Source organism: Pantoea sp. GM01 (assembly GCF_000282675.1).
In the GTDB taxonomy this organism is placed as follows: Bacteria; Pseudomonadota; Gammaproteobacteria; order Enterobacterales; family Enterobacteriaceae; genus Pantoea; species Pantoea nemavictus.
Map to the genome: position 1 here is coordinate 128,025 of NZ_AKIU01000035.1, position 18,027 is coordinate 146,051.

The window sequence follows — 18,027 nt, forward strand, 5'->3', positions numbered from 1 at the left end:
GCCATGACAATAACTCCTCAACATCTGATCGCGTTACTGCCGCTGTTGATCGTCGGATTGACGGTGGTGGTGGTGATGCTGTCCATTGCGTGGCGACGCAATCACTTTGTTAATGCCACGCTGACCGTGATCGGACTTAACATTGCGCTGTTTTCTCTGTGGTTTGTCGGCCAGGCGGGGGCGATGGATGTCACGCCGCTGCTGCGTGTTGATGGCTATTCGATGTTCTACACCGCGCTGGTGGTGTTAGCGAGCCTGGCCACCTGCACCTTTGCTTATCCCTGGTTGGCCGGTTTCCCAGACAACAAAGATGAGTTCTATCTGCTGGTGCTGATTGCGGCTCTCGGTGGTATTGTGCTGGCGAGCGCTAACCATCTGGCGGCGTTGTTCATCGGCATCGAACTGCTCTCTCTGCCGCTGTTTGGTTTGATTGGTTACGCCTTCCGCCAGAAACGTTCGCTGGAAGCGTCACTGAAATACACCATTCTGTCAGCTGCAGCGTCATCCTTCCTGCTGTTCGGTATCGCCCTGATTTATGCAGACTCCGGTAGCCTGAGCTTTGTGCAGTTGGGCAAAAGCCTGAGCGATAGCATGATTCAGGAGCCGCTGCTGCTGCTGGGTCTGGGCATGATGATTATCGGTCTGGGCTTTAAACTGTCGCTGGTGCCGTTCCATCTGTGGACGCCAGACGTTTATCAGGGTGCGCCTGCGCCGGTTTCAACCTTCCTCGCCACCGCCAGTAAGATTGCGATTTTCGCCGTGATTATGCGTCTATTCATGTACGCGCCAGTCACTGACAGCGAAGCCGTTCGAACCGTGCTGGGTATCATTGCCTTCGCGTCGATTCTGTTCGGTAACCTGATGGCGATTTCTCAGAGCAACATCAAGCGTCTGCTGGGTTACTCCTCCATTGCGCATCTGGGGTATTTACTGGTAGCGCTGATTGCGGTGAAAACGCATCAACTGTCGCTGGAAACCGCCGGTGTTTATCTGGCTGGTTATCTGTTCAGCAGCCTTGGTGCGTTCGGTGTGGTTAGCCTGATGTCGAGCCCATATCGTGGTCCGGATGCCGATACGCTCTACTCTTATCGTGGCCTGTTCTGGCATCGTCCTATTCTGTCAGCAGTAATGACGGTGATGATGTTGTCACTGGCGGGTATCCCGATGACGCTCGGCTTCATCGGTAAATTCTACGTGATCGCTTCAAGTGTGAACGCACATCTGTGGTGGTTGAGTGGTGCCGTGGTAGCCGGTAGTGCGATTGGTCTTTACTACTATCTGCGCGTAACGGTGAGCTTGTATCTGAGTCCGCCAGAACTGCATAACCGCGACACCCAAGCCAACTGGGCGTTTACGGCGGGTGGTGTTGTGGTGCTGATCTCTGCGATTCTGGTACTGCTGCTCGGTGTTTATCCGCAGCCGCTGATCACGCTGGTGCAGATGGCTCAGCCATTGATGTAAGCCAAACCCATGTCATCACTGAATCAGGCCTGCGGGCCTGATTTTTTTTGCCTGAAATCTGACAATCCCTGCTGACGTTGCTAATTTTTAAGCAGTGTTAATTCCTCCGCAGAGGCGACATGATCAAATTGATCTTCCTGCTTACCGGCGCGCAGATATTGCGTCGACGCTGGTATTGGCTCGCGCTGGGTGGCATCGCGTTGATCCTGCTCTCCGCAATGATTCTTTATGATATTGGCAGCGATGGCGTGTTGTCGGTACCGCTGGATATGCTCGCCATCCTGTTCGTCGTGGAAGGTGCGGTGCAGCTGTTCTTCGCCATCAGCAAAGAGCTACGCATTGACTGGTTAACGCTGCTGAAAGCGCTGGGTTTTCTCTTCATCGCCTTCCTGATATTCAACATTCCTGCAGACAATAACGACGTATCAGCGGTGTTATTTGGATTGATGTTCCTGTTCGATGGCCTGTTTCGCATCTCGGCGGCCTGGGTATTACGCGGCGTACGTTGGCGCAAGCACTGCTTCACCGGCATCGTCGAGCTCGGTCTGAGTATTGTGATCATCAGCAACTGGCCGTTTCATCATCACATTGCGGTGCCGCTCTGTTTCGCACTGTTGCTACTGAGTATCGGCACCAATCTGCTCCTGATGGCGCGTCAGGCGCATCTGTTAACCGACAATAGCTCGGTAACCGCGTTGCCGCTGTTCAAGGCGGCAGGATTACGCCGCTGGCACAGTAGCCGCTATGCGCATCCCCCCTTTCCGGCGGAGTTGGCCGCGGCCCCGTTGACCGTGTATATCTGGACGCCGGTTGGCGCCTGTGTGGTGCGCGAACGCTATCCGTTGATCAATCGCTATATTGCAGCGGTCGATAACAATGGCGTGGTGTCGACCGGGCACGCGGCGCTCGAAGTCGGCAGCGATCTCTATATCAGTCACTATCCGCTGGACAACATCGATCGCGATTCCGGGAATTTCCGCGCCATTCTCCGTTCGGGGGAAAGTAATGATGTTGCCGGGCGCTTCTTGCCGTCGCTGGCGGAGGAAGTGGCGGATTGGTGTGCGCCTGATAAACAGATCATTTTTCCACGCTACAATCGGGTAGCGCTGGAAAATTACTGGCGCAGCTATCGAACTGACGGCACTTATAACCTCACGGCACGTAACTGTTCATCCACCATGATTCAGGCGTTGGATGTGGCGATAGAAGGGATTCTGGCGCAGCAACCTTTTGCCGGTCTGCGCTTGTTTATCGATCCGAATTTCTGGTTACTTGGCGTCATTCGCGGCAGGGCAGAAGAGATGACGTGGACGCCAGGATTGGCGCTGGATTATGTCTGGTTGTTAAAACGCGTGATTGAACCCCAGTCGAGCCAGCTGTGGCCGCTCCGGTTATGGCAAGGCCTAAAATTGCGCCATGAGCTTTGGCAGCAAAAGCGGACGCCATCACGCAGCATTGTGAAATAACAGTGCAGGGTGCGTCACGTTGGTCGTACGAACTCGCGGCAGGCACTGCGTTTACTTAGGCTGCTGTGATACGCTGGCGGAATTCACTTTTTTCGCTCAGACAAGGAAGCACCATGGAAATGCTTTGGCTTGATTGCCATCACAGTGAACTGACGGCACAACAACTCTATACCCTGTTGGCGCTGCGCAATCACGTCTTCATCGTGGAGCAAAACTGTCCCTATCAGGATATTGATGGACAGGATTTGGCTGCCGATAACCGCCATATTCTCGGATTTCTCGACGGCAAACTGCTGGCCTATGCGCGCGTACTGACGCCAGCGTTAGAGTCTGCGCCTGTGCTGATAGGACGCGTCATCGTCTCTGAAGAGGCTCGCGGCTTAAAGCTGGGATACCGTTTGATGGAGAAGGCGCTGGAGAGTTGCGAAAAGAATTGGCCACAGCGCGCGATTTATCTCTCAGCGCAGGCGCATCTGGAAGGTTTTTACGGTCGGTTGGGCTTTAAAGCGGTTACTGACGTGTACATGGAAGATGATATTCCGCACATCGGCATGCAGAAAGCATAACGGCGAGGATCGCTCCTCGCCGTTATCATCAGCCCGGCGTCATCTGCCGGTCGTCAACATACTTACGTTGATCCGGCGGTGGCGGGAAGTACTGATAAAGCCAGGTTTCACTCAGCGTCTCATCTTTAGTACGCAGGAACAGGCGCATATCAACCGGTTTAGTTGAATCGCTGTTTGGATACCAGTCAAACAGGATGCGGTAACCGTTCAGCGGCTCGACGTAGAGAATCTCCACCTGCTTGAAGGTGCCGTCAGAAACGGTAATCACCGGCTCAATGCCTTTCGGTGCAGCGGCTTTCAGATCGCCACCGACAAAATCAATGGCAAAGCGACGGCACCACGTATCCGGGAAGTGTTCGCCAGGCGCCCAACCTTCCGGGAAGCCACCAATCCCGGTGCGTGTTGCATCGACACGCGCTAAACCACTGCGAACTGGCGGCAACTGGCTCCAGTAGAGTTTGTACTGGAAGTTGAACTCGCTGCCGGCTTTCACCGGTTCTGACGGCTGCCAGAAGCAGACGATGTTATCCAGCGTTTCACCGGTGGTAGGAATCTCCATCACATTAATGGCGCCTTTGCCCCATTTGCCAATCGGTTCCACCCACAGACTTGGACGTTTGTCGTACCAGCCAATCACGTCCTGATAATTCTTGAAGTCATGATCGAGCTGCAGCAGGCCGAATCCACGCGGGTTCTCGTCTTGATAGGCGTTGAACTGCAAGCGCTGCGGGTTATTGAGCGGGCGCGCAATCCATTCACCTTCACCGGTCCACATCGCCAAACGATCGGAGTCGTGAATTTGCGGATGGTAAGTGTTGCACATGCGGCGCTCATTGGTGCCGCAGCTGAACATGCTGGTCATTGGCGCGATGCCGAGCTGGCGGATTTCATTACGGGCAAACAGGTGGTTTTCTACATCCATTACCACGCGTTTCTCTTCGCAGTGAATGGTGAACTTGTAGGCACCGGTGATGCTGGCGCCGTCCAGCAGCGCATACACGACAAATGTGGTGTCATCGGCTTTTGGCGTTTCGAACCAGAAGGCGGTGAAGTCCGGGAACTCCTCTTTGCCGTTGCTGAAGGTGTTGACCGCCACGCCGCGCGCCGACAAGCCGTACTGGAACGTCTCATCTACCGCACGGAAATAGCTGGCGCCCAGGAACGAGACGATATCGCGACGGGCCAGCTCTGGCTTTTTGAACGCACGGAAACCGGCGAAGCCGAGATCGGTTTTACCGACCAGCTGTTTGGTATCAACGTTGGCATTGTGATAGTTGAACAGCTCCGGGCGGAAGTGAATCTCGCGCGCTTCACGGCTGTCAGCATCCACCGAGAACATGCGGATGCGGCGTTTGAAACCCATCCCCACGTGGAAGAACTGCACATCAAGCTCGCGATCGGCGATGTTGTTCCACAATGAGTGATTGGCGTCGTACTGAATTTCGTTATAGGCCTGAGGAGTCAGATTGGCCAGCGTGTCGGGCAGGGGGCCGGGTGCGCCGCCCCAGGGCTGTTTTGCCAAAGCGGAGGCTTTCTTTTTCAAGGAATAGAAATCGAAGCGAACTGCGGTACCGTCGGCGATACCCTCATCGGCCCAGGCGGATTGTGCAAACAGCGTGGAGAGGCCCGTCATGCCGCTAACGGCGGAGAGGGCCATGGACGCTTTCATAAATTTTCTACGATTCATGCCGGAAATCTAATCCTTAGCTGCTCGGGTGTATTGTGACTGTCGTGCGTGCTTCACACATGTGTGACGCTGAGCGTCAGGCTACAGGGGGTTACGACAGTCGCGAAATTAAAAAATTCAGTCTGCGGAAAATTTATCAGATTAATCAAATAAGCGAAGCAGATTTCGCGCCGCTACGCCGCTGATAACATAACTTTGCATTGAGAGCGGTGAAACTCGGTAAATTCCTGGAGGCTTGCCGCCAGCAAAAATGGAATTTAAGACTATAGTTAAACCACAACGAGTTAGGAACATGGAGGAACTACATAGTGTCATCATCAGACCAATTTGAAACCCGCCTTGACGACGATCTGGCGCTGCTAACCGAAACGCTGGAAGAAGTATTACGCGCTTCGGGTGACCCGGCCGATCAGAAATACATCGAACTGAAACTCAAAGCTGAACAAGCGCTGGAAGACGTGAAATCACGCGTTAGCCAGGCGTCAGACAGCTATTACTATCGTGCCAAAAATGCGGCCTATCGCGCCGATGATTATGTGCATGAAAAACCGTGGCAGGGGATTGGCATCGGTGCCGCCGCTGGCCTGTTTGTCGGTTTACTGCTGGCACGACGCTGAGTTCTGCCGGGCGCGACTCGCTTCGCGCCCGATTTCTGCTCTTCCTGACCCCATTCCCTACCAAATCCTCTTTTCGCATCATCCGCGATTGTGTTTCGCCTGCGCGCTTCCTACAGTAAAACGACAGGGATAAGGAGAACGCAACGTGATACGTGTAGAAATGCTCTCAACGGGCGATGAAGTGTTACATGGGCAAATAGTTGATACCAACGCCGCATGGTTAGCCGATGTGCTGTTCCAGCACGGATTACCGATGACCAGCCGCAGCAACGTCGGTGATGCGATGACGTCGCTGGTCGAAGCGCTGCAAAGCCGCAGCCAGATTGCCGACGTGCTGATTGTCAATGGCGGTTTAGGACCGACCAGCGACGATCTCAGCGCACAGGCCGCCGCCGCCGCCAGCGGTAGTGAATTAGTGATTCAACAAGCCTGGCTGGAGAAAATGGAAGCCTGGTTTGCCAGTCGCGGACGCGTTATGGCGCCGAGCAATCGCAAGCAGGCAGAAATTCCGGCAAATGCTGAGATGCTGGATAACCCGGTCGGCACCGCATGTGGCTTTGCATTGCAGCTCAATCGCTGCTGGATTTTCTTCACGCCGGGTGTACCGTCGGAATTTAAGGTGATGGTCGAGCAGGAGATCATTCCGCGTCTCAAAGCGCGCTTTGCGTTGCCTGAGCCGCCGCTGTGTTTACGCCTCACCACTTTTGGGCGCGGAGAAAGTGATATTGCCGCCGAGCTCGAGCCATTACCGCTGCCGGAAGGTGTGGTGATGGGGTATCGCTCATCAATGCCGATTATCGAGATCAAACTTACCGGGCCAGCCGATCAGCGCGTGGCGATGGAGCAGGTGTGGCAGCAGGTAAAACTGTTGCTGGCTGAATGCACTATCTTTGAGGGCACCGAAGGTTTGCCGGCGCTGCTGGCGCGCGAACTGCAGGATCGTGGCTTCCGTCTGGCGCTGAGCGAGCAGTTCACCGCAGGTTTACTTCACTGGCAATTGGCGGCCGCGGACGTAGCGCTCAGCAAGGCGGAGATCCTGCCAGCTCAGGATGAAGATCTGGAATCGCAGGTTGCGCGCACGCGTGATTGGGCGCAGCAACAGGGTTGCGCGTTGGCGTTATCTGTCGGAAATCTGGAAGAGGGTGAAGTGTCAATCGCACTGCACACGCCGGAAGCGAACTGGGGTCAACGCGTCAAGTTCATGCATGGTCGTCATAACGCAGAGACGCGACAAAAAGTGGTGGCGATGATGGCGATGAATATGCTGCGTCGCTGGATGCACGGCAGCGAAGTCAGCACCGGACACGGCTGGATTGATGTGCTGGAAACAGTGAAACGTTGATTCGAAGGGTCGCCATTTATGGCGACCAACAACTCAAAACTCGATCTCAATCTCCCCTTTAGCGCGACAGCAGCACGGCAAAATCTCGCCTTGCTGCACAAACGCCAACGGGGTCTCCGCATAATCCACTTCGCCTTTCAGCAAGCGCAGGCGGCAAGAACCGCAATAGCCTTCACGACACTGAAACTCCACGCAAAGATTATTCGCTTCCAGCGTGGCCAGCAGATTAGGGTGATCTTCTGCGCACTCCAGCCGGGAGCCGGAGCTACGCAGAATAACAACAGAACGACTCATAATTACAGCTGGAAACCGTCGAAATCGTCTTCGCCTACTTCGGAATCAATCTGACCGACCAAATACGAGCTCACTTCGACTTCCTGCGGTGCAACCTGCACGTTGTCCGATACCAGCCATGAATTGATCCATGGAATGGGGTTCGAACGCGTCTGGAACGGCAGGTCTAGGCCAACGGCCTGCATACGGATGTTAGTGATGTACTCGATGTACTGGCACAGAATGTCTTTATTCAGGCCGATCATCGAACCGCCGCTGAACAGATACTCTGCCCACTCTTTTTCCTGCTCGGCTGCTTTCTTGAACAGGTCGTAACATTCGTCGCGGCACTCGGCGGCAATCGCTTTCATCTCTGGATCATCTTCACCGGTACGCAGCAGGTTCAACATATGCTGGGTGCCTGTCAGGTGCAGCGCTTCGTCGCGAGCAATCAGCTTAATGATTTTGGCGTTACCTTCCATCAGCTCACGCTCGGCGAAAGCAAATGAACAGGCGAAGCTCACGTAGAAGCGAATCGCTTCCAGCGCATTGACGCTCATCAGGCAGATATAGAGCTGTTTTTTCAGATCGCGCAGATTAACGGTGACGGTTTTACCGTTCACCTGATGCGTGCCTTCGCCCAGCAGATGCCAGTAGCTGGTCATCTCGATCAGGTCATCGTAGTACTTCGAGATATCTTCCGCGCGCGCCAGAATCTGTTCATTGGTGACGATATCGTCAAACACCACCGCCGGATCGTTCACGATATTACGGATGATGTGGGTGTAAGAGCGCGAGTGAATGGTCTCGGAGAACGCCCAGGTTTCAATCCAGGTTTCCAGCTCAGGGATGGAAATCAGCGGCAGCAGCGCCACGTTCGGGCTACGGCCCTGAATCGAATCCAGCAGCGTTTGATACTTCAGGTTGCTGATAAAGATGTGCTTTTCATGCTCTGGCAGCGCCTGGTAATCGATACGATCGCGCGACACGTCGACTTCTTCCGGACGCCAGAAGAAGGAGAGCTGCTTCTCAATCAGCTTTTCAAAGATGTCATATTTCTGCTGATCGAAACGGGCAACGTTGACGGACTGGCCAAAGAACATCGGCTCTTTCAGCTGGTCATTTTTGTTCTGCGAGAATGTGGTGTAAGCCATTTTGAGTCCAAATGTGAAGAGGGCCGACCGTTGCCGGCCCTGACAAGATGAGATTAGATCTTACATGCGCCGCTTTCGCAGCCATCATCCTGAATGGAAGGGGCCAGATCGTCCTGTGCATCTTCCGCACCATCACGGGTGTTTTGGTAGTACAGGGTTTTCACGCCAAATTTGTAGGCGGTCAGCAGATCTTTCAGCAACTGTTTCATCGGCACTTTGCCATTGGCAAAACGGCTCGGATCGTAGTTGGTATTCGACGAAATCGCCTGATCGATAAACTTCTGCATCACGCCAACCAGCTGCAGATAACCGTCGTTGGACGGCATTTCCCACAGCAGTTCGTACTGATCTTTCAGACGCTCATACTCTGGCACCACCTGACGCAGAATGCCGTCTTTTGATGCTTTGATGCTGATGTGTCCGCGCGGTGGTTCGATACCGTTAGTCGCGTTCGAAATCTGTGAAGAGGTTTCGGATGGCATCAGCGCAGAGAGCGTAGAGTTGCGCAGACCGTGCGTGGTGATTGACTCACGCAGACCTTCCCAATCCAGATGCAGCGGCTCGTTGCACACCACATCGAGATCCTTTTTATAGGTATCGATTGGCAGAATGCCCTGCGAATAAGTGGTCTCTTTGAACCACGGGCAAGCACCTTGCTCTTTCGCCAGTTCGTTCGAGGCTTTCAGCAGGTAATACTGAATCGCTTCGAAGGTTTTGTGCGTCAGGTTGTTGGCGCTGCCATCAGAATAACGCACGCCGTTTTTCGCCAGGTAGTAGGCGTAGTTGATCACGCCGATGCCCAGCGTACGACGGCCCATGGCGCCGCGTTGGGCTGCCGGGATGGGGTAATCCTGATAATCCAGCAGCGCATCAAGGGCACGCACTGCGAGTGTCGCCAGCTCTTCCAGATCGTCTAGGCTGTTAATCGCGCCCAGGTTGAAGGCCGACAGCGTACACAAGGCGATTTCGCCGCTTTCGTCATTCACATCGTTGAGCGGTTTGGTCGGCAGCGCGATTTCCAGGCACAGGTTCGACTGACGAACCGGCGCGATGCTCGGATCAAACGGGCTGTGGGTGTTGCAGTGATCGACGTTCTGAATGTAGATACGGCCAGTTGAAGCACGTTCCTGCATCATCAGTGAGAACAGCTCAACTGCTTTCACACGCTGCTTGCGGATGCTGTCGTCTTTCTCATATTTGGTGTACAGACGCTCGAACTCGTCCTGATCGGCGAAGAACGCGTCATACAGGCCAGGCACGTCAGACGGGCTGAACAGGGTGATGTCTTCGCCTTTCAGCAAGCGGGTGTACATCAGCTTGTTGATCTGTACGCCGTAATCCATGTGACGCACGCGGTTGCCTTCAACGCCACGGTTGTTTTTCAGTACCAGCAGGCTTTCCACTTCCAGATGCCACATTGGGTAGAACAGCGTAGCGGCACCACCACGCACGCCGCCCTGCGAGCAGGACTTCACGGCGGTCTGGAAATGCTTGTAGAACGGAATACAGCCGGTGTGGAACGCTTCGCCGCCGCGGATTGGGCTACCCAGCGCACGGATGCGGCCAGCGTTGATGCCGATACCGGCGCGCTGTGAAACGTACTTCACAATGGCGCTGGAGGTGGCATTGATAGAGTCGAGGCTATCGCCGCACTCGATCAGCACGCAAGAGCTGAACTGACGGGTTGGGGTGCGCACGCCGGACATGATCGGCGTCGGCAACGAGATCTTGAACGTCGAGATCGCATCATAGAAGCGCTTCACGTAATCCATACGGGTTTCGCGCGGGTAGCCCGAGAACAGGCAAGCCGCCACCAGAATGTAGAGGAACTGGGCGCTTTCGTAGATTTCACCGCTGACGCGGTTCTGCACCAGATATTTCCCTTCCAGCTGCTTAACCGCGGCGTAGGAGAAATTCATGTCGCGCCAATGGTCGATGAACTCGTCCATCTGCTCGAACTCTTCGGTGCTGTAATCTTCCAGCAGATGACGGTCATATTTGCCCATCTCAACCATCTTCACCACCTGATCGTACAGCTTCGGCGGTTCAAACTGGCCGTAAGCTTTTTTACGCAGGTGGAAGATAGCCAGACGCGCGGCCAGGTACTGGTAATCTGGCGCATCACGGGAGATCAGGTCTGCGGCAGCCTTGATGATGGTCTCATGAATATCAGAGGTTCTGATGCCATCGTAGAACTGAATGTGTGAGCGCAGTTCAACCTGTGAAACTGAAACGTTGTTCAGCCCTTCGGCTGCCCAATCCAGTACACGGTGAATTTTGTCGAGATCAATGCGCTCCTGGCGGCCATCGCGTTTAGTAACGAGCAGACTTTGGTTCATGTCGCGTTTTTACCTGTCCATGCATGAATGACGTATTTATCCCCCATCTATGCACAAGGTCTATGCACAAGCCGCTCGTTGTGAGTAAGCCTGTGGATAAACACTATATATAGGGGGTGCGGGAAGTTTGAACAACAATATGGTGAGTATTCTAGTCAGCAATCTCTTCTTAACAAGAGTTGATTTTCACTAAAAAATCGTCCTTAGCGGCTGGCTAAAATCCTGGATCCGCGTGCCGCAAGGCCTGCACTTAGTGTCAACAGTTAAGCACTTTTTTTTCACTTTATGATCGGACGCGTGTTTCTTGTGCAACAACTGCGGTTCAGGAATTTTCTTAGGCCAAAAAAGCCCTGACAAGGCCGCCAGCAGCGAACTTATCTAAAATTGCTTATGAATTTTTTGTGACTTGTTCAGCCTATAAAAAAGGCCGGGGCGCGTCTAAAAGGAAATTGATCTGGATAGCAGGTCGCCCTATACGACGACCTGACAATAGCAGCGAGAATCTTCGCAGGGTACGCACTGATGCGCACCCGGTTGGTTAATCCTGACGATGGGTATGAATCATGTAATTGACATCAACGCCACGACCGAGTCGGAACTGGTTGGTAAGTGGGTTGTAGTGCAGGCCAATCATATTTCTCTCACGCAGTGGCGTCTCATCCACCCAGTTCAGCAATTCAGCAGGACGGATAAACTTCTTCACGTCATGGGTGCCGCGCGGCACCATGCGCAGCACGTATTCGGCGCCAAACACCGCCAGCAACCAGGCTTTGGGATTACGGTTAATGGTGGAGAAGAACACTTCACCACCCGGTTTTACCAGTTGCGCGCAGGCTAATACCACGGAACGCGGATCCGGTACGTGCTCCAGCATCTCCATGCAGGTCACCACATCATATTGACCGGCGTGACTTGTGGCGTGGTCTTCCACGGTTTGCTGCACGTAATTGACGTTAACGCCGCTCTCCAGTGCGTGCAAACGCGCCACTTCCAGCGGCTCCGCACCCATATCCAGTCCGGTTACCTCAGCCCCTTCGCGCGCCATGCTTTCAGCCAGAATGCCGCCGCCGCAGCCGACATCCAGCACTTTCTTACCAAACAGGCCATGGCTGTGCTGCGCAATCCAGCCAAGCCGCAGGGGATTGATACGGTGCAACGGCTTAAATTCACCTTCTAAATCCCACCAGCGGGATGCCACGGCCTCAAACTTAGCAATCTCGGCGTGGTCCACGTTCTGGCGGCTTTCCTGCGGTTGTTCACTCATTGAATCATCACTCCAGACAAAATATTCCCTCAGTATAAACGCTTAAGCGCTGTGAGCGCATCTCTGACGGCGAAGGAAAAGCGGGATTAAGCCCTGGTTTACGTTCACCGAAGGGAAGCGATGTGATATACTTTCGCACCTTTAAATCCGGGATTATGTAGAGGGATAGCGGCTCCATGAGCGACCTTGCGAGAGAAATTACACCGGTCAATATCGAAGAAGAGTTAAAAAACTCCTACCTCGATTACGCCATGTCGGTCATTGTTGGCCGAGCCTTACCCGATGTGCGTGATGGTCTGAAGCCGGTACACCGCCGTGTGCTTTTTGCCATGAGCGAACTGGGTAACGACTGGAATAAACCCTATAAAAAATCCGCCCGTGTGGTCGGTGACGTCATCGGTAAATATCACCCGCACGGCGATTCCGCGGTATACGAAAGTATTGTACGTATGGCCCAGCCGTTCTCCCTGCGCTACATGCTGGTTGACGGTCAGGGTAACTTTGGTTCGGTCGACGGCGACTCCGCTGCAGCGATGCGTTATACCGAAGTGCGTATGGCGAAGATCTCCTCGGAGCTGCTGGCTGACCTGGAAAAGGAAACCGTCGATTTCGTGCCGAACTATGACGGCACCGAGCAGATTCCTGAAGTCCTGCCAACCAAAATTCCTAACCTGCTGGTAAACGGTTCTTCCGGTATCGCGGTAGGTATGGCGACCAACATTCCGCCTCACAACCTCACGGAAGTGATCAACGGCTGTCTGGCTTTCATCGAAGATGAAGACATCACCGTTGAAGGCTTAATGGAGCACATCACCGGGCCAGACTTCCCGACGGCGGCGTTTATCAATGGTCGTCGCGGCATCGAAGAGGCTTATCGCACCGGGCGCGGCAAGATTTACATCCGCGCACGTGGCGAAGTAGAAACCGATGCCAAGACCGGCCGTGAAACCATCATCGTTCACGAACTGCCGTATCAGGTGAATAAAGCGCGCCTGATCGAGAAGATTGCTGAGCTGGTGAAAGAGAAGCGCGTTGAAGGCATCAGCGCACTGCGTGATGAATCTGACAAAGACGGCATGCGTGTTGTCATTGAGATCAAACGCGATGCGGTCGGTGAAGTGGTTCTCAACAACCTCTACTCACTGACGCAGCTGCAGGTCTCTTTCGGTATCAACATGGTGGCGCTGCATCAGGGCCAGCCGAAGATCATGACGCTGAAGGGCATCATTGAAGCCTTCGTGCGCCATCGTCGTGAAGTCGTGACGCGCCGTACCATTTTCGAACTGCGCAAAGCGCGCGATCGTGCCCACATCCTTGAAGGCCTGGCAATTGCGCTGGCGAACATCGATCCGATTATCGAACTGATTCGTCGTGCACCAACGCCAGCGGAAGCGAAACTGGGCCTTCTGGCACAGTCGTGGGATCTCGGTAACGTTGCCGCCATGCTGGAACGTGCCGGGAACGATGCCGCGCGTCCGGAGTGGCTGGAAGCCGAGTTTGGTATCCGCGATGGTCAATATTATCTGACCGAGCAGCAAGCCCAGGCGATTCTGGATCTGCGCCTGCAGAAACTGACCGGCCTGGAGCACGAAAAACTGCTCGACGAGTACAAAGAGCTGCTGGATCAGATCGCTGAGCTGCTTTACATCCTGCAGAGCGCTGAGCGCCTGATGGAAGTGATCCGTGAAGAGCTGGTGCTGATGCGCGATCAGTTCGGCGACGCACGTCGTACTGAAATCACCGCTAATAGCGCCGATATCAACATCGAAGACCTGATTAATCAGGAAGATGTGGTGGTCACGCTGTCGCATCAGGGTTATGTCAAATATCAACCGTTGACCGACTACGAAGCCCAGCGCCGCGGTGGCAAAGGCAAATCAGCCGCACGTATTAAAGAAGAAGACTTTATCGATCGTCTGCTGGTGGCCAACACCCACGACACCATTCTGTGCTTCTCAAGCCGTGGCCGTCTCTACTGGATGAAAGTCTATCAGCTGCCGGAAGCCAGCCGTGGTGCGCGCGGTCGTCCAATCGTCAACCTGTTGCCGCTGGAAGCCAACGAACGTATCACCGCCATTCTGCCGGTGCGTGAATACACGGAAGGCTTCAACATCTTCATGGCAACCGCTAGCGGTACCGTGAAGAAAACGGCGCTGCAGGAGTTCAGCCGTCCGCGTAGCGCGGGCATCATCGCCATCAACCTGCGTGAGGATGATGAGCTGATTGGTGTGGCGTTAACCAACGGTAGCGACGAAGCGATGCTGTTCTCTGCCGCCGGTAAAGTGGTGCGCTTCGCTGAAACTGCGGTACGTGCGATGGGCCGTTCGGCCTCTGGCGTGCGCGGTATCAAGCTCTCCGCCAACGACAAAGTGGTGTCGCTGATTGTGCCACGTGAAGAGGGCGCGATCCTCACCGTGACGCAGAACGGTTACGGTAAACGTACCGCCAACAGCGAGTATCCAACCAAGTCGCGTGCGACGCAGGGCGTCATCTCGATTAAAGTCACCGAACGTAACGGCCCGGTTATCGGCGCGGTACAGGTGGTGGACGGCGATCAGATTATGATGATCACCGATGCCGGTACGCTGGTGCGTACCCGCGTGTCGGAAGTCAGCGTGGTTGGCCGTAACACCCAAGGCGTGATTCTGATCCGTACCGCGGAAGATGAAAACGTTGTGGGTCTGCAACGTGTTGCCGAGCCGGTGGAAGAGGAAGAACTCGACGCCATCGACGGCAGCGTAGCGGAAGGCGAAGAAGACATCGCGCCGGAAGTGGACAGCGATGACGAAGCGCCGGAAGCGGACGACGAAGAGTAATCCGTAAGGTTGTTGAAAACGGCAGGTCAGTAAATTGACCTGCCGTTTTTTTATCTGAGTTTTACGCTAACGGCGCACGCCAACTGGCTTTTTAGGGCCGATAAAGCTAGTGTATGAGAGTTTTTCAACATCCTGATAACCCCTTGCCGCCAGTGAGCCTCTTTTGAAATATCTCGTCTCCTTTCGCACCACGCTCCGTATTTCGCGCTATCTGTTTCGTGCGCTGGCGTTGCTGCTCTGGGCGCTGGGTGCGCTGCTGACCACTTTCTACATCATTAACGTGCTGCATGAGAAAGAAAACGCGGTTCGTCAGGAGTTTGCCACCAATTACGGGCAGATGGAGTGGTATATACGCCACTCGGCGGATGTGATGCGCGAACTGAAATACATCACCGAAAATCGCCTGAGCAGCAGCGCTAACGGTCTGGATGTGATCAACGGCTTACCGCCAGGCAAAGGGACGCTGCCGCAGTTCACGCCGCTATTTTCCGATGGTGACTGCACCTCAATGAGCAACACCTGGCGCAACTCGCTGGATTCGCTCAGCTACTACATCAATTACTGGAAAAGCAATTTCGCCTCGGCGTATGAATTGAACCGCGTGTTCTTCATCGGTGGCGAAAATCAGTGTCTGGCAGATTTCACCATCGGCAGCAACAATACGGTCGATCGCGAACGCAGTCTGAAAGCGCTGCGCGAGCGCGTGCTGCACTATCGCAACGGCAATGAAGAAGAGCGCCGCCAACCGATGTACTGGATTACCAGCAGTGCGCAGCCGGGCGTAGGCAACTTCTATATGGTGATGCCGGTGTATGTGGCCAACAAGTTGCAGGCGCTGCTGGGCGTAGAGCAGAATATCCGTCTGGATGAGTTTATTCAGCCTGGCGGTTTACCGCTGGTGGCGACCATCACCGATGAAAACTATCGTCCACTGATCAGCTCGCGTCGCGGCGGGCCGGGTTATTCGCTGGACGATCTGCCGGATAACAACACCTGGTTTGGCTATCTCGACAGCTATCGCCAGCTGGTGCTGAAAAAACCGTTGCCGCCGTCGAATCTCAATGTGGTGTGGTCACTGTCGACCAACGTATTAATGGATCAGCTTAAGCTGATGCTGATAAACGCGCTGCTGCTTAACATCTTCACGGCAGTGATTTTATTCACCCTGGCGTGGATATTTGAGCGCCGTATGTTCCTGCCGGCAGAAGAGAATGCGCATCGGCTGGAAGAGCATGAACAGTTTAACCGCAAGATTGTCGCTTCTGCGCCGGTAGGAATTTGCATTCTGCGCACCAGCGACGGTACCAACATTTTGAGTAATGAGCTGGCGCACAACTATCTGACGCTGCTAACGCAGGAAGATCGCCAGCGGCTGAACGAAATTATCGGCGGTCAGCAGGTCAACTTTGTTGATGTGCTGACCGGCAGCAACACCAACCTGCAAATTAGCTTCGTGCATTCACGCTACCGTAATGAAAACGTAGCAATTTGCGTGCTGGTGGATGTCTCGGCGCGCGTACGCATGGAGCAATCGCTACAGGAGATGGCGCACTCTGCCGAGCAGGCAAGCCAGTCGAAATCGATGTTCCTGGCCACCGTCAGCCACGAGTTGCGTACCCCGCTGTACGGCATCATCGGTAACCTCGATCTGCTGCAGACCAAAGTGTTGCCGAAAGGAGTGGATTCGCTGGTGACAGCGATGAATAACTCGTCAAGCCTGCTGTTAAAAATCATCAGCGACATTCTCGACTTCTCAAAAATCGAATCTGAACAGCTGAAAATCGAACCGCATCCGTTCTCTCCACGCGAGGTGGTCAATCACATCGCCAGCAACTATCTCTCATTGGTGGTACGCAAGCGGCTGACGCTGTATGTGTTTATCGAGAACGATGTGCCGCTGACGATGGATGGCGATGCCATGCGTCTGCAGCAGGTGATTTCTAACCTGCTAAACAATGCCATCAAGTTCACGCACACCGGCTGCATCATTCTGCATGCTTACGTGAAAGAGGGCTATCTGGCGTTCCGCGTGCGTGATACTGGCGTAGGCATCCCGGCCAAAGAGGTGACGCGTCTGTTCGATCCGTTCTTCCAGGTGGGATCGGGCGTGCAGCGTAATTTCCAGGGAACCGGGCTTGGCCTGGCGATCTGTGAAAAACTCATCAACATGATGGATGGTGATATCGAAGTTGATTCGGAGCCGGGCATGGGCAGCCAGTTTGTGGTGCGGATTCCCATCTATTCCGGTCAACTCGCGGCGCCACCGCTGCTGGATGGCTTGCAGGAAAAAGCTATCTGGCTGGATATGCGCAATGAGTATCTCGCCAGCTTCCTGCTGCGCTTGCTGCAGCAGCAGGGTATTCAGGTGGCTTATTACCACGGCCAGGCGGCAAGCGATGATGTGATCATCAGCGATCATGATGAGCTTCCCGCACCAAGCGGGCGCGCGCGTATTCGCATCTGCGGTGAGCACATCGATATGCCGCATGAAACGGAGCCCGGTCGCTGGATTCAAAGCAGCGCGATGTTACACGATTTGCCACAGTTACTGGGCCGCATCTATCGCATCAACATCAATAGCGAAACCGCCGCGCCGCTGCAGCTGGTGGCAGCAAAAGAGGCGGCGACCTTTGAAGATATTATCGTGCTGATCGTGGATGACCATCCTATCAACCGTATGCTGCTGTCAGAGCAGCTGGGCACCGTCGGTTATCAGACCAAAACGGCGCAGGATGGGGTGGATGCACTGAATGTGCTGAGCCGCAACCACATCGATATTGTGCTGAGCGACGTCAATATGCCGAATATGGATGGTTATCGCCTGACACAACGTCTGCGTCAGTTAGGACATACGTTCCCGGTGATTGGCGTAACGGCGAATGCACTGGCGGAAGAGAAGCAGCGCTGTATGGAAGCAGGAATGGATAACTGCTTGTCGAAACCTGTGACGCTGGATGTACTGATAAGCACGCTGGCGGTATACGCGGAACGCGTCAGGAAAGGCAGGGAAGGGTAAAGCGAAAAACAGGCGGAGCCGAAGCG

Annotated in this window: 12 protein-coding genes; 7 read left to right on the forward strand and 5 right to left on the reverse strand. The window is 54.4% G+C overall.

Annotated elements, in window-relative coordinates; translation table 11 throughout:
• Positions 1-3: 3 nt before the first annotated feature.
• The 3 genes from nuoN (at position 4) to PMI17_RS10845 (ending at position 3,493) form a co-directional block, all read left to right on the forward strand.
• A complete protein-coding gene (gene nuoN, locus PMI17_RS10835; RefSeq protein ID WP_007889340.1) occupies positions 4-1,461 on the forward strand; it encodes an NADH-quinone oxidoreductase subunit NuoN in 1,458 nt (485 codons plus the stop codon).
• A 119-nt stretch (positions 1,462-1,580) separates the two neighbouring features.
• Complete coding sequence (locus tag PMI17_RS10840; protein WP_007889343.1) at positions 1,581-2,927, forward strand: HdeD family acid-resistance protein; 1,347 nt, start codon at positions 1,581-1,583, stop codon at positions 2,925-2,927.
• Between the two features lie 113 nt (positions 2,928-3,040).
• Positions 3,041-3,493 carry a GNAT family N-acetyltransferase gene (locus tag PMI17_RS10845; RefSeq protein WP_007889345.1) on the forward strand — a complete coding sequence of 151 codons (453 nt, stop codon included), beginning with the start codon at positions 3,041-3,043 and terminating at the stop codon, positions 3,491-3,493.
• A 28-nt stretch (positions 3,494-3,521) separates the two neighbouring features.
• Here the strand turns inward: PMI17_RS10845 and PMI17_RS10850 are convergent, their stop codons facing one another.
• Positions 3,522-5,180: a glucan biosynthesis protein D gene (locus tag PMI17_RS10850; RefSeq protein ID WP_007889347.1), complete on the reverse strand. Its 1,659-nt coding sequence runs from the start codon at positions 5,178-5,180 to the stop codon at positions 3,522-3,524.
• 308 nt (positions 5,181-5,488) lie between these two features.
• Here PMI17_RS10850 and elaB point away from each other — a divergent pair, with 308 nt between their 5' ends.
• Entirely contained in the window at positions 5,489-5,797 is a 309-nt protein-coding gene (gene elaB / locus PMI17_RS10855) for a stress response protein ElaB (RefSeq protein WP_007889349.1), read from the forward strand.
• 145 nt (positions 5,798-5,942) lie between these two features.
• Positions 5,943-7,139 carry a nicotinamide mononucleotide deamidase-related protein YfaY gene (locus tag PMI17_RS10860; RefSeq protein ID WP_007889351.1) on the forward strand — a complete coding sequence of 399 codons (1,197 nt, stop codon included), beginning with the start codon at positions 5,943-5,945 and terminating at the stop codon, positions 7,137-7,139.
• Between the two features lie 33 nt (positions 7,140-7,172).
• Here the strand turns inward: PMI17_RS10860 and yfaE are convergent, their stop codons facing one another.
• The 4 genes from yfaE to ubiG form a co-directional block, all read right to left on the reverse strand.
• Positions 7,173-7,433 (reverse strand): class I ribonucleotide reductase maintenance protein YfaE, encoded by a 261-nt coding sequence (yfaE, locus tag PMI17_RS10865; RefSeq protein WP_007889353.1) that lies wholly within the window; start codon positions 7,431-7,433, stop codon positions 7,173-7,175.
• Between the two features lie 2 nt (positions 7,434-7,435).
• A complete protein-coding gene (gene nrdB, locus PMI17_RS10870) occupies positions 7,436-8,566 on the reverse strand; it encodes a class Ia ribonucleoside-diphosphate reductase subunit beta (RefSeq protein ID WP_007889356.1) in 1,131 nt (376 codons plus the stop codon).
• A gap of 53 nt (positions 8,567-8,619) precedes the next feature.
• Complete coding sequence (gene nrdA, locus PMI17_RS10875; protein ID WP_007889359.1) at positions 8,620-10,905, reverse strand: class 1a ribonucleoside-diphosphate reductase subunit alpha; 2,286 nt, start codon at positions 10,903-10,905, stop codon at positions 8,620-8,622.
• 538 nt (positions 10,906-11,443) lie between these two features.
• Positions 11,444-12,169: a bifunctional 2-polyprenyl-6-hydroxyphenol methylase/3-demethylubiquinol 3-O-methyltransferase UbiG gene (gene ubiG, locus PMI17_RS10880; RefSeq protein ID WP_007889361.1), complete on the reverse strand. Its 726-nt coding sequence runs from the start codon at positions 12,167-12,169 to the stop codon at positions 11,444-11,446.
• A 176-nt stretch (positions 12,170-12,345) separates the two neighbouring features.
• Here ubiG and gyrA point away from each other — a divergent pair, with 176 nt between their 5' ends.
• Complete coding sequence (gyrA, locus tag PMI17_RS10885; protein WP_007889365.1) at positions 12,346-14,985, forward strand: DNA topoisomerase (ATP-hydrolyzing) subunit A; 2,640 nt, start codon at positions 12,346-12,348, stop codon at positions 14,983-14,985.
• Between the two features lie 163 nt (positions 14,986-15,148).
• On the forward strand, positions 15,149-18,001 hold the full coding sequence (gene rcsC / locus PMI17_RS10890; RefSeq protein ID WP_007889368.1) for a two-component system sensor histidine kinase RcsC: 2,853 nt from the start codon (positions 15,149-15,151) through the stop codon (positions 17,999-18,001).
• The last annotated feature ends 26 nt before the right edge of the window (positions 18,002-18,027 follow it).

What these genes read in the sequence shown, in the direction of transcription:
- nrdB (WP_007889356.1), bottom strand. Translation starts at nt 8,566, where the DNA reads ATGGCTTACACCACATTCTCGCAGAACAAAAATGACCAGCTGAAAGAG.
- nrdA (WP_007889359.1), bottom strand. Translation starts at nt 10,905, where the DNA reads ATGAACCAAAGTCTGCTCGTTACTAAACGCGATGGCCGCCAGGAGCGC.
- PMI17_RS10845 (WP_007889345.1), top strand. Translation starts at nt 3,041, where the DNA reads ATGGAAATGCTTTGGCTTGATTGCCATCACAGTGAACTGACGGCACAA.
- PMI17_RS10840 (WP_007889343.1), top strand. Translation starts at nt 1,581, where the DNA reads ATGATCAAATTGATCTTCCTGCTTACCGGCGCGCAGATATTGCGTCGA.
- PMI17_RS10850 (WP_007889347.1), bottom strand. Translation starts at nt 5,180, where the DNA reads ATGAATCGTAGAAAATTTATGAAAGCGTCCATGGCCCTCTCCGCCGTT.
- ubiG (WP_007889361.1), bottom strand. Translation starts at nt 12,169, where the DNA reads ATGAGTGAACAACCGCAGGAAAGCCGCCAGAACGTGGACCACGCCGAG.
- nuoN (WP_007889340.1), top strand. Translation starts at nt 4, where the DNA reads ATGACAATAACTCCTCAACATCTGATCGCGTTACTGCCGCTGTTGATC.
- gyrA (WP_007889365.1), top strand. Translation starts at nt 12,346, where the DNA reads ATGAGCGACCTTGCGAGAGAAATTACACCGGTCAATATCGAAGAAGAG.
- yfaE (WP_007889353.1), bottom strand. Translation starts at nt 7,433, where the DNA reads ATGAGTCGTTCTGTTGTTATTCTGCGTAGCTCCGGCTCCCGGCTGGAG.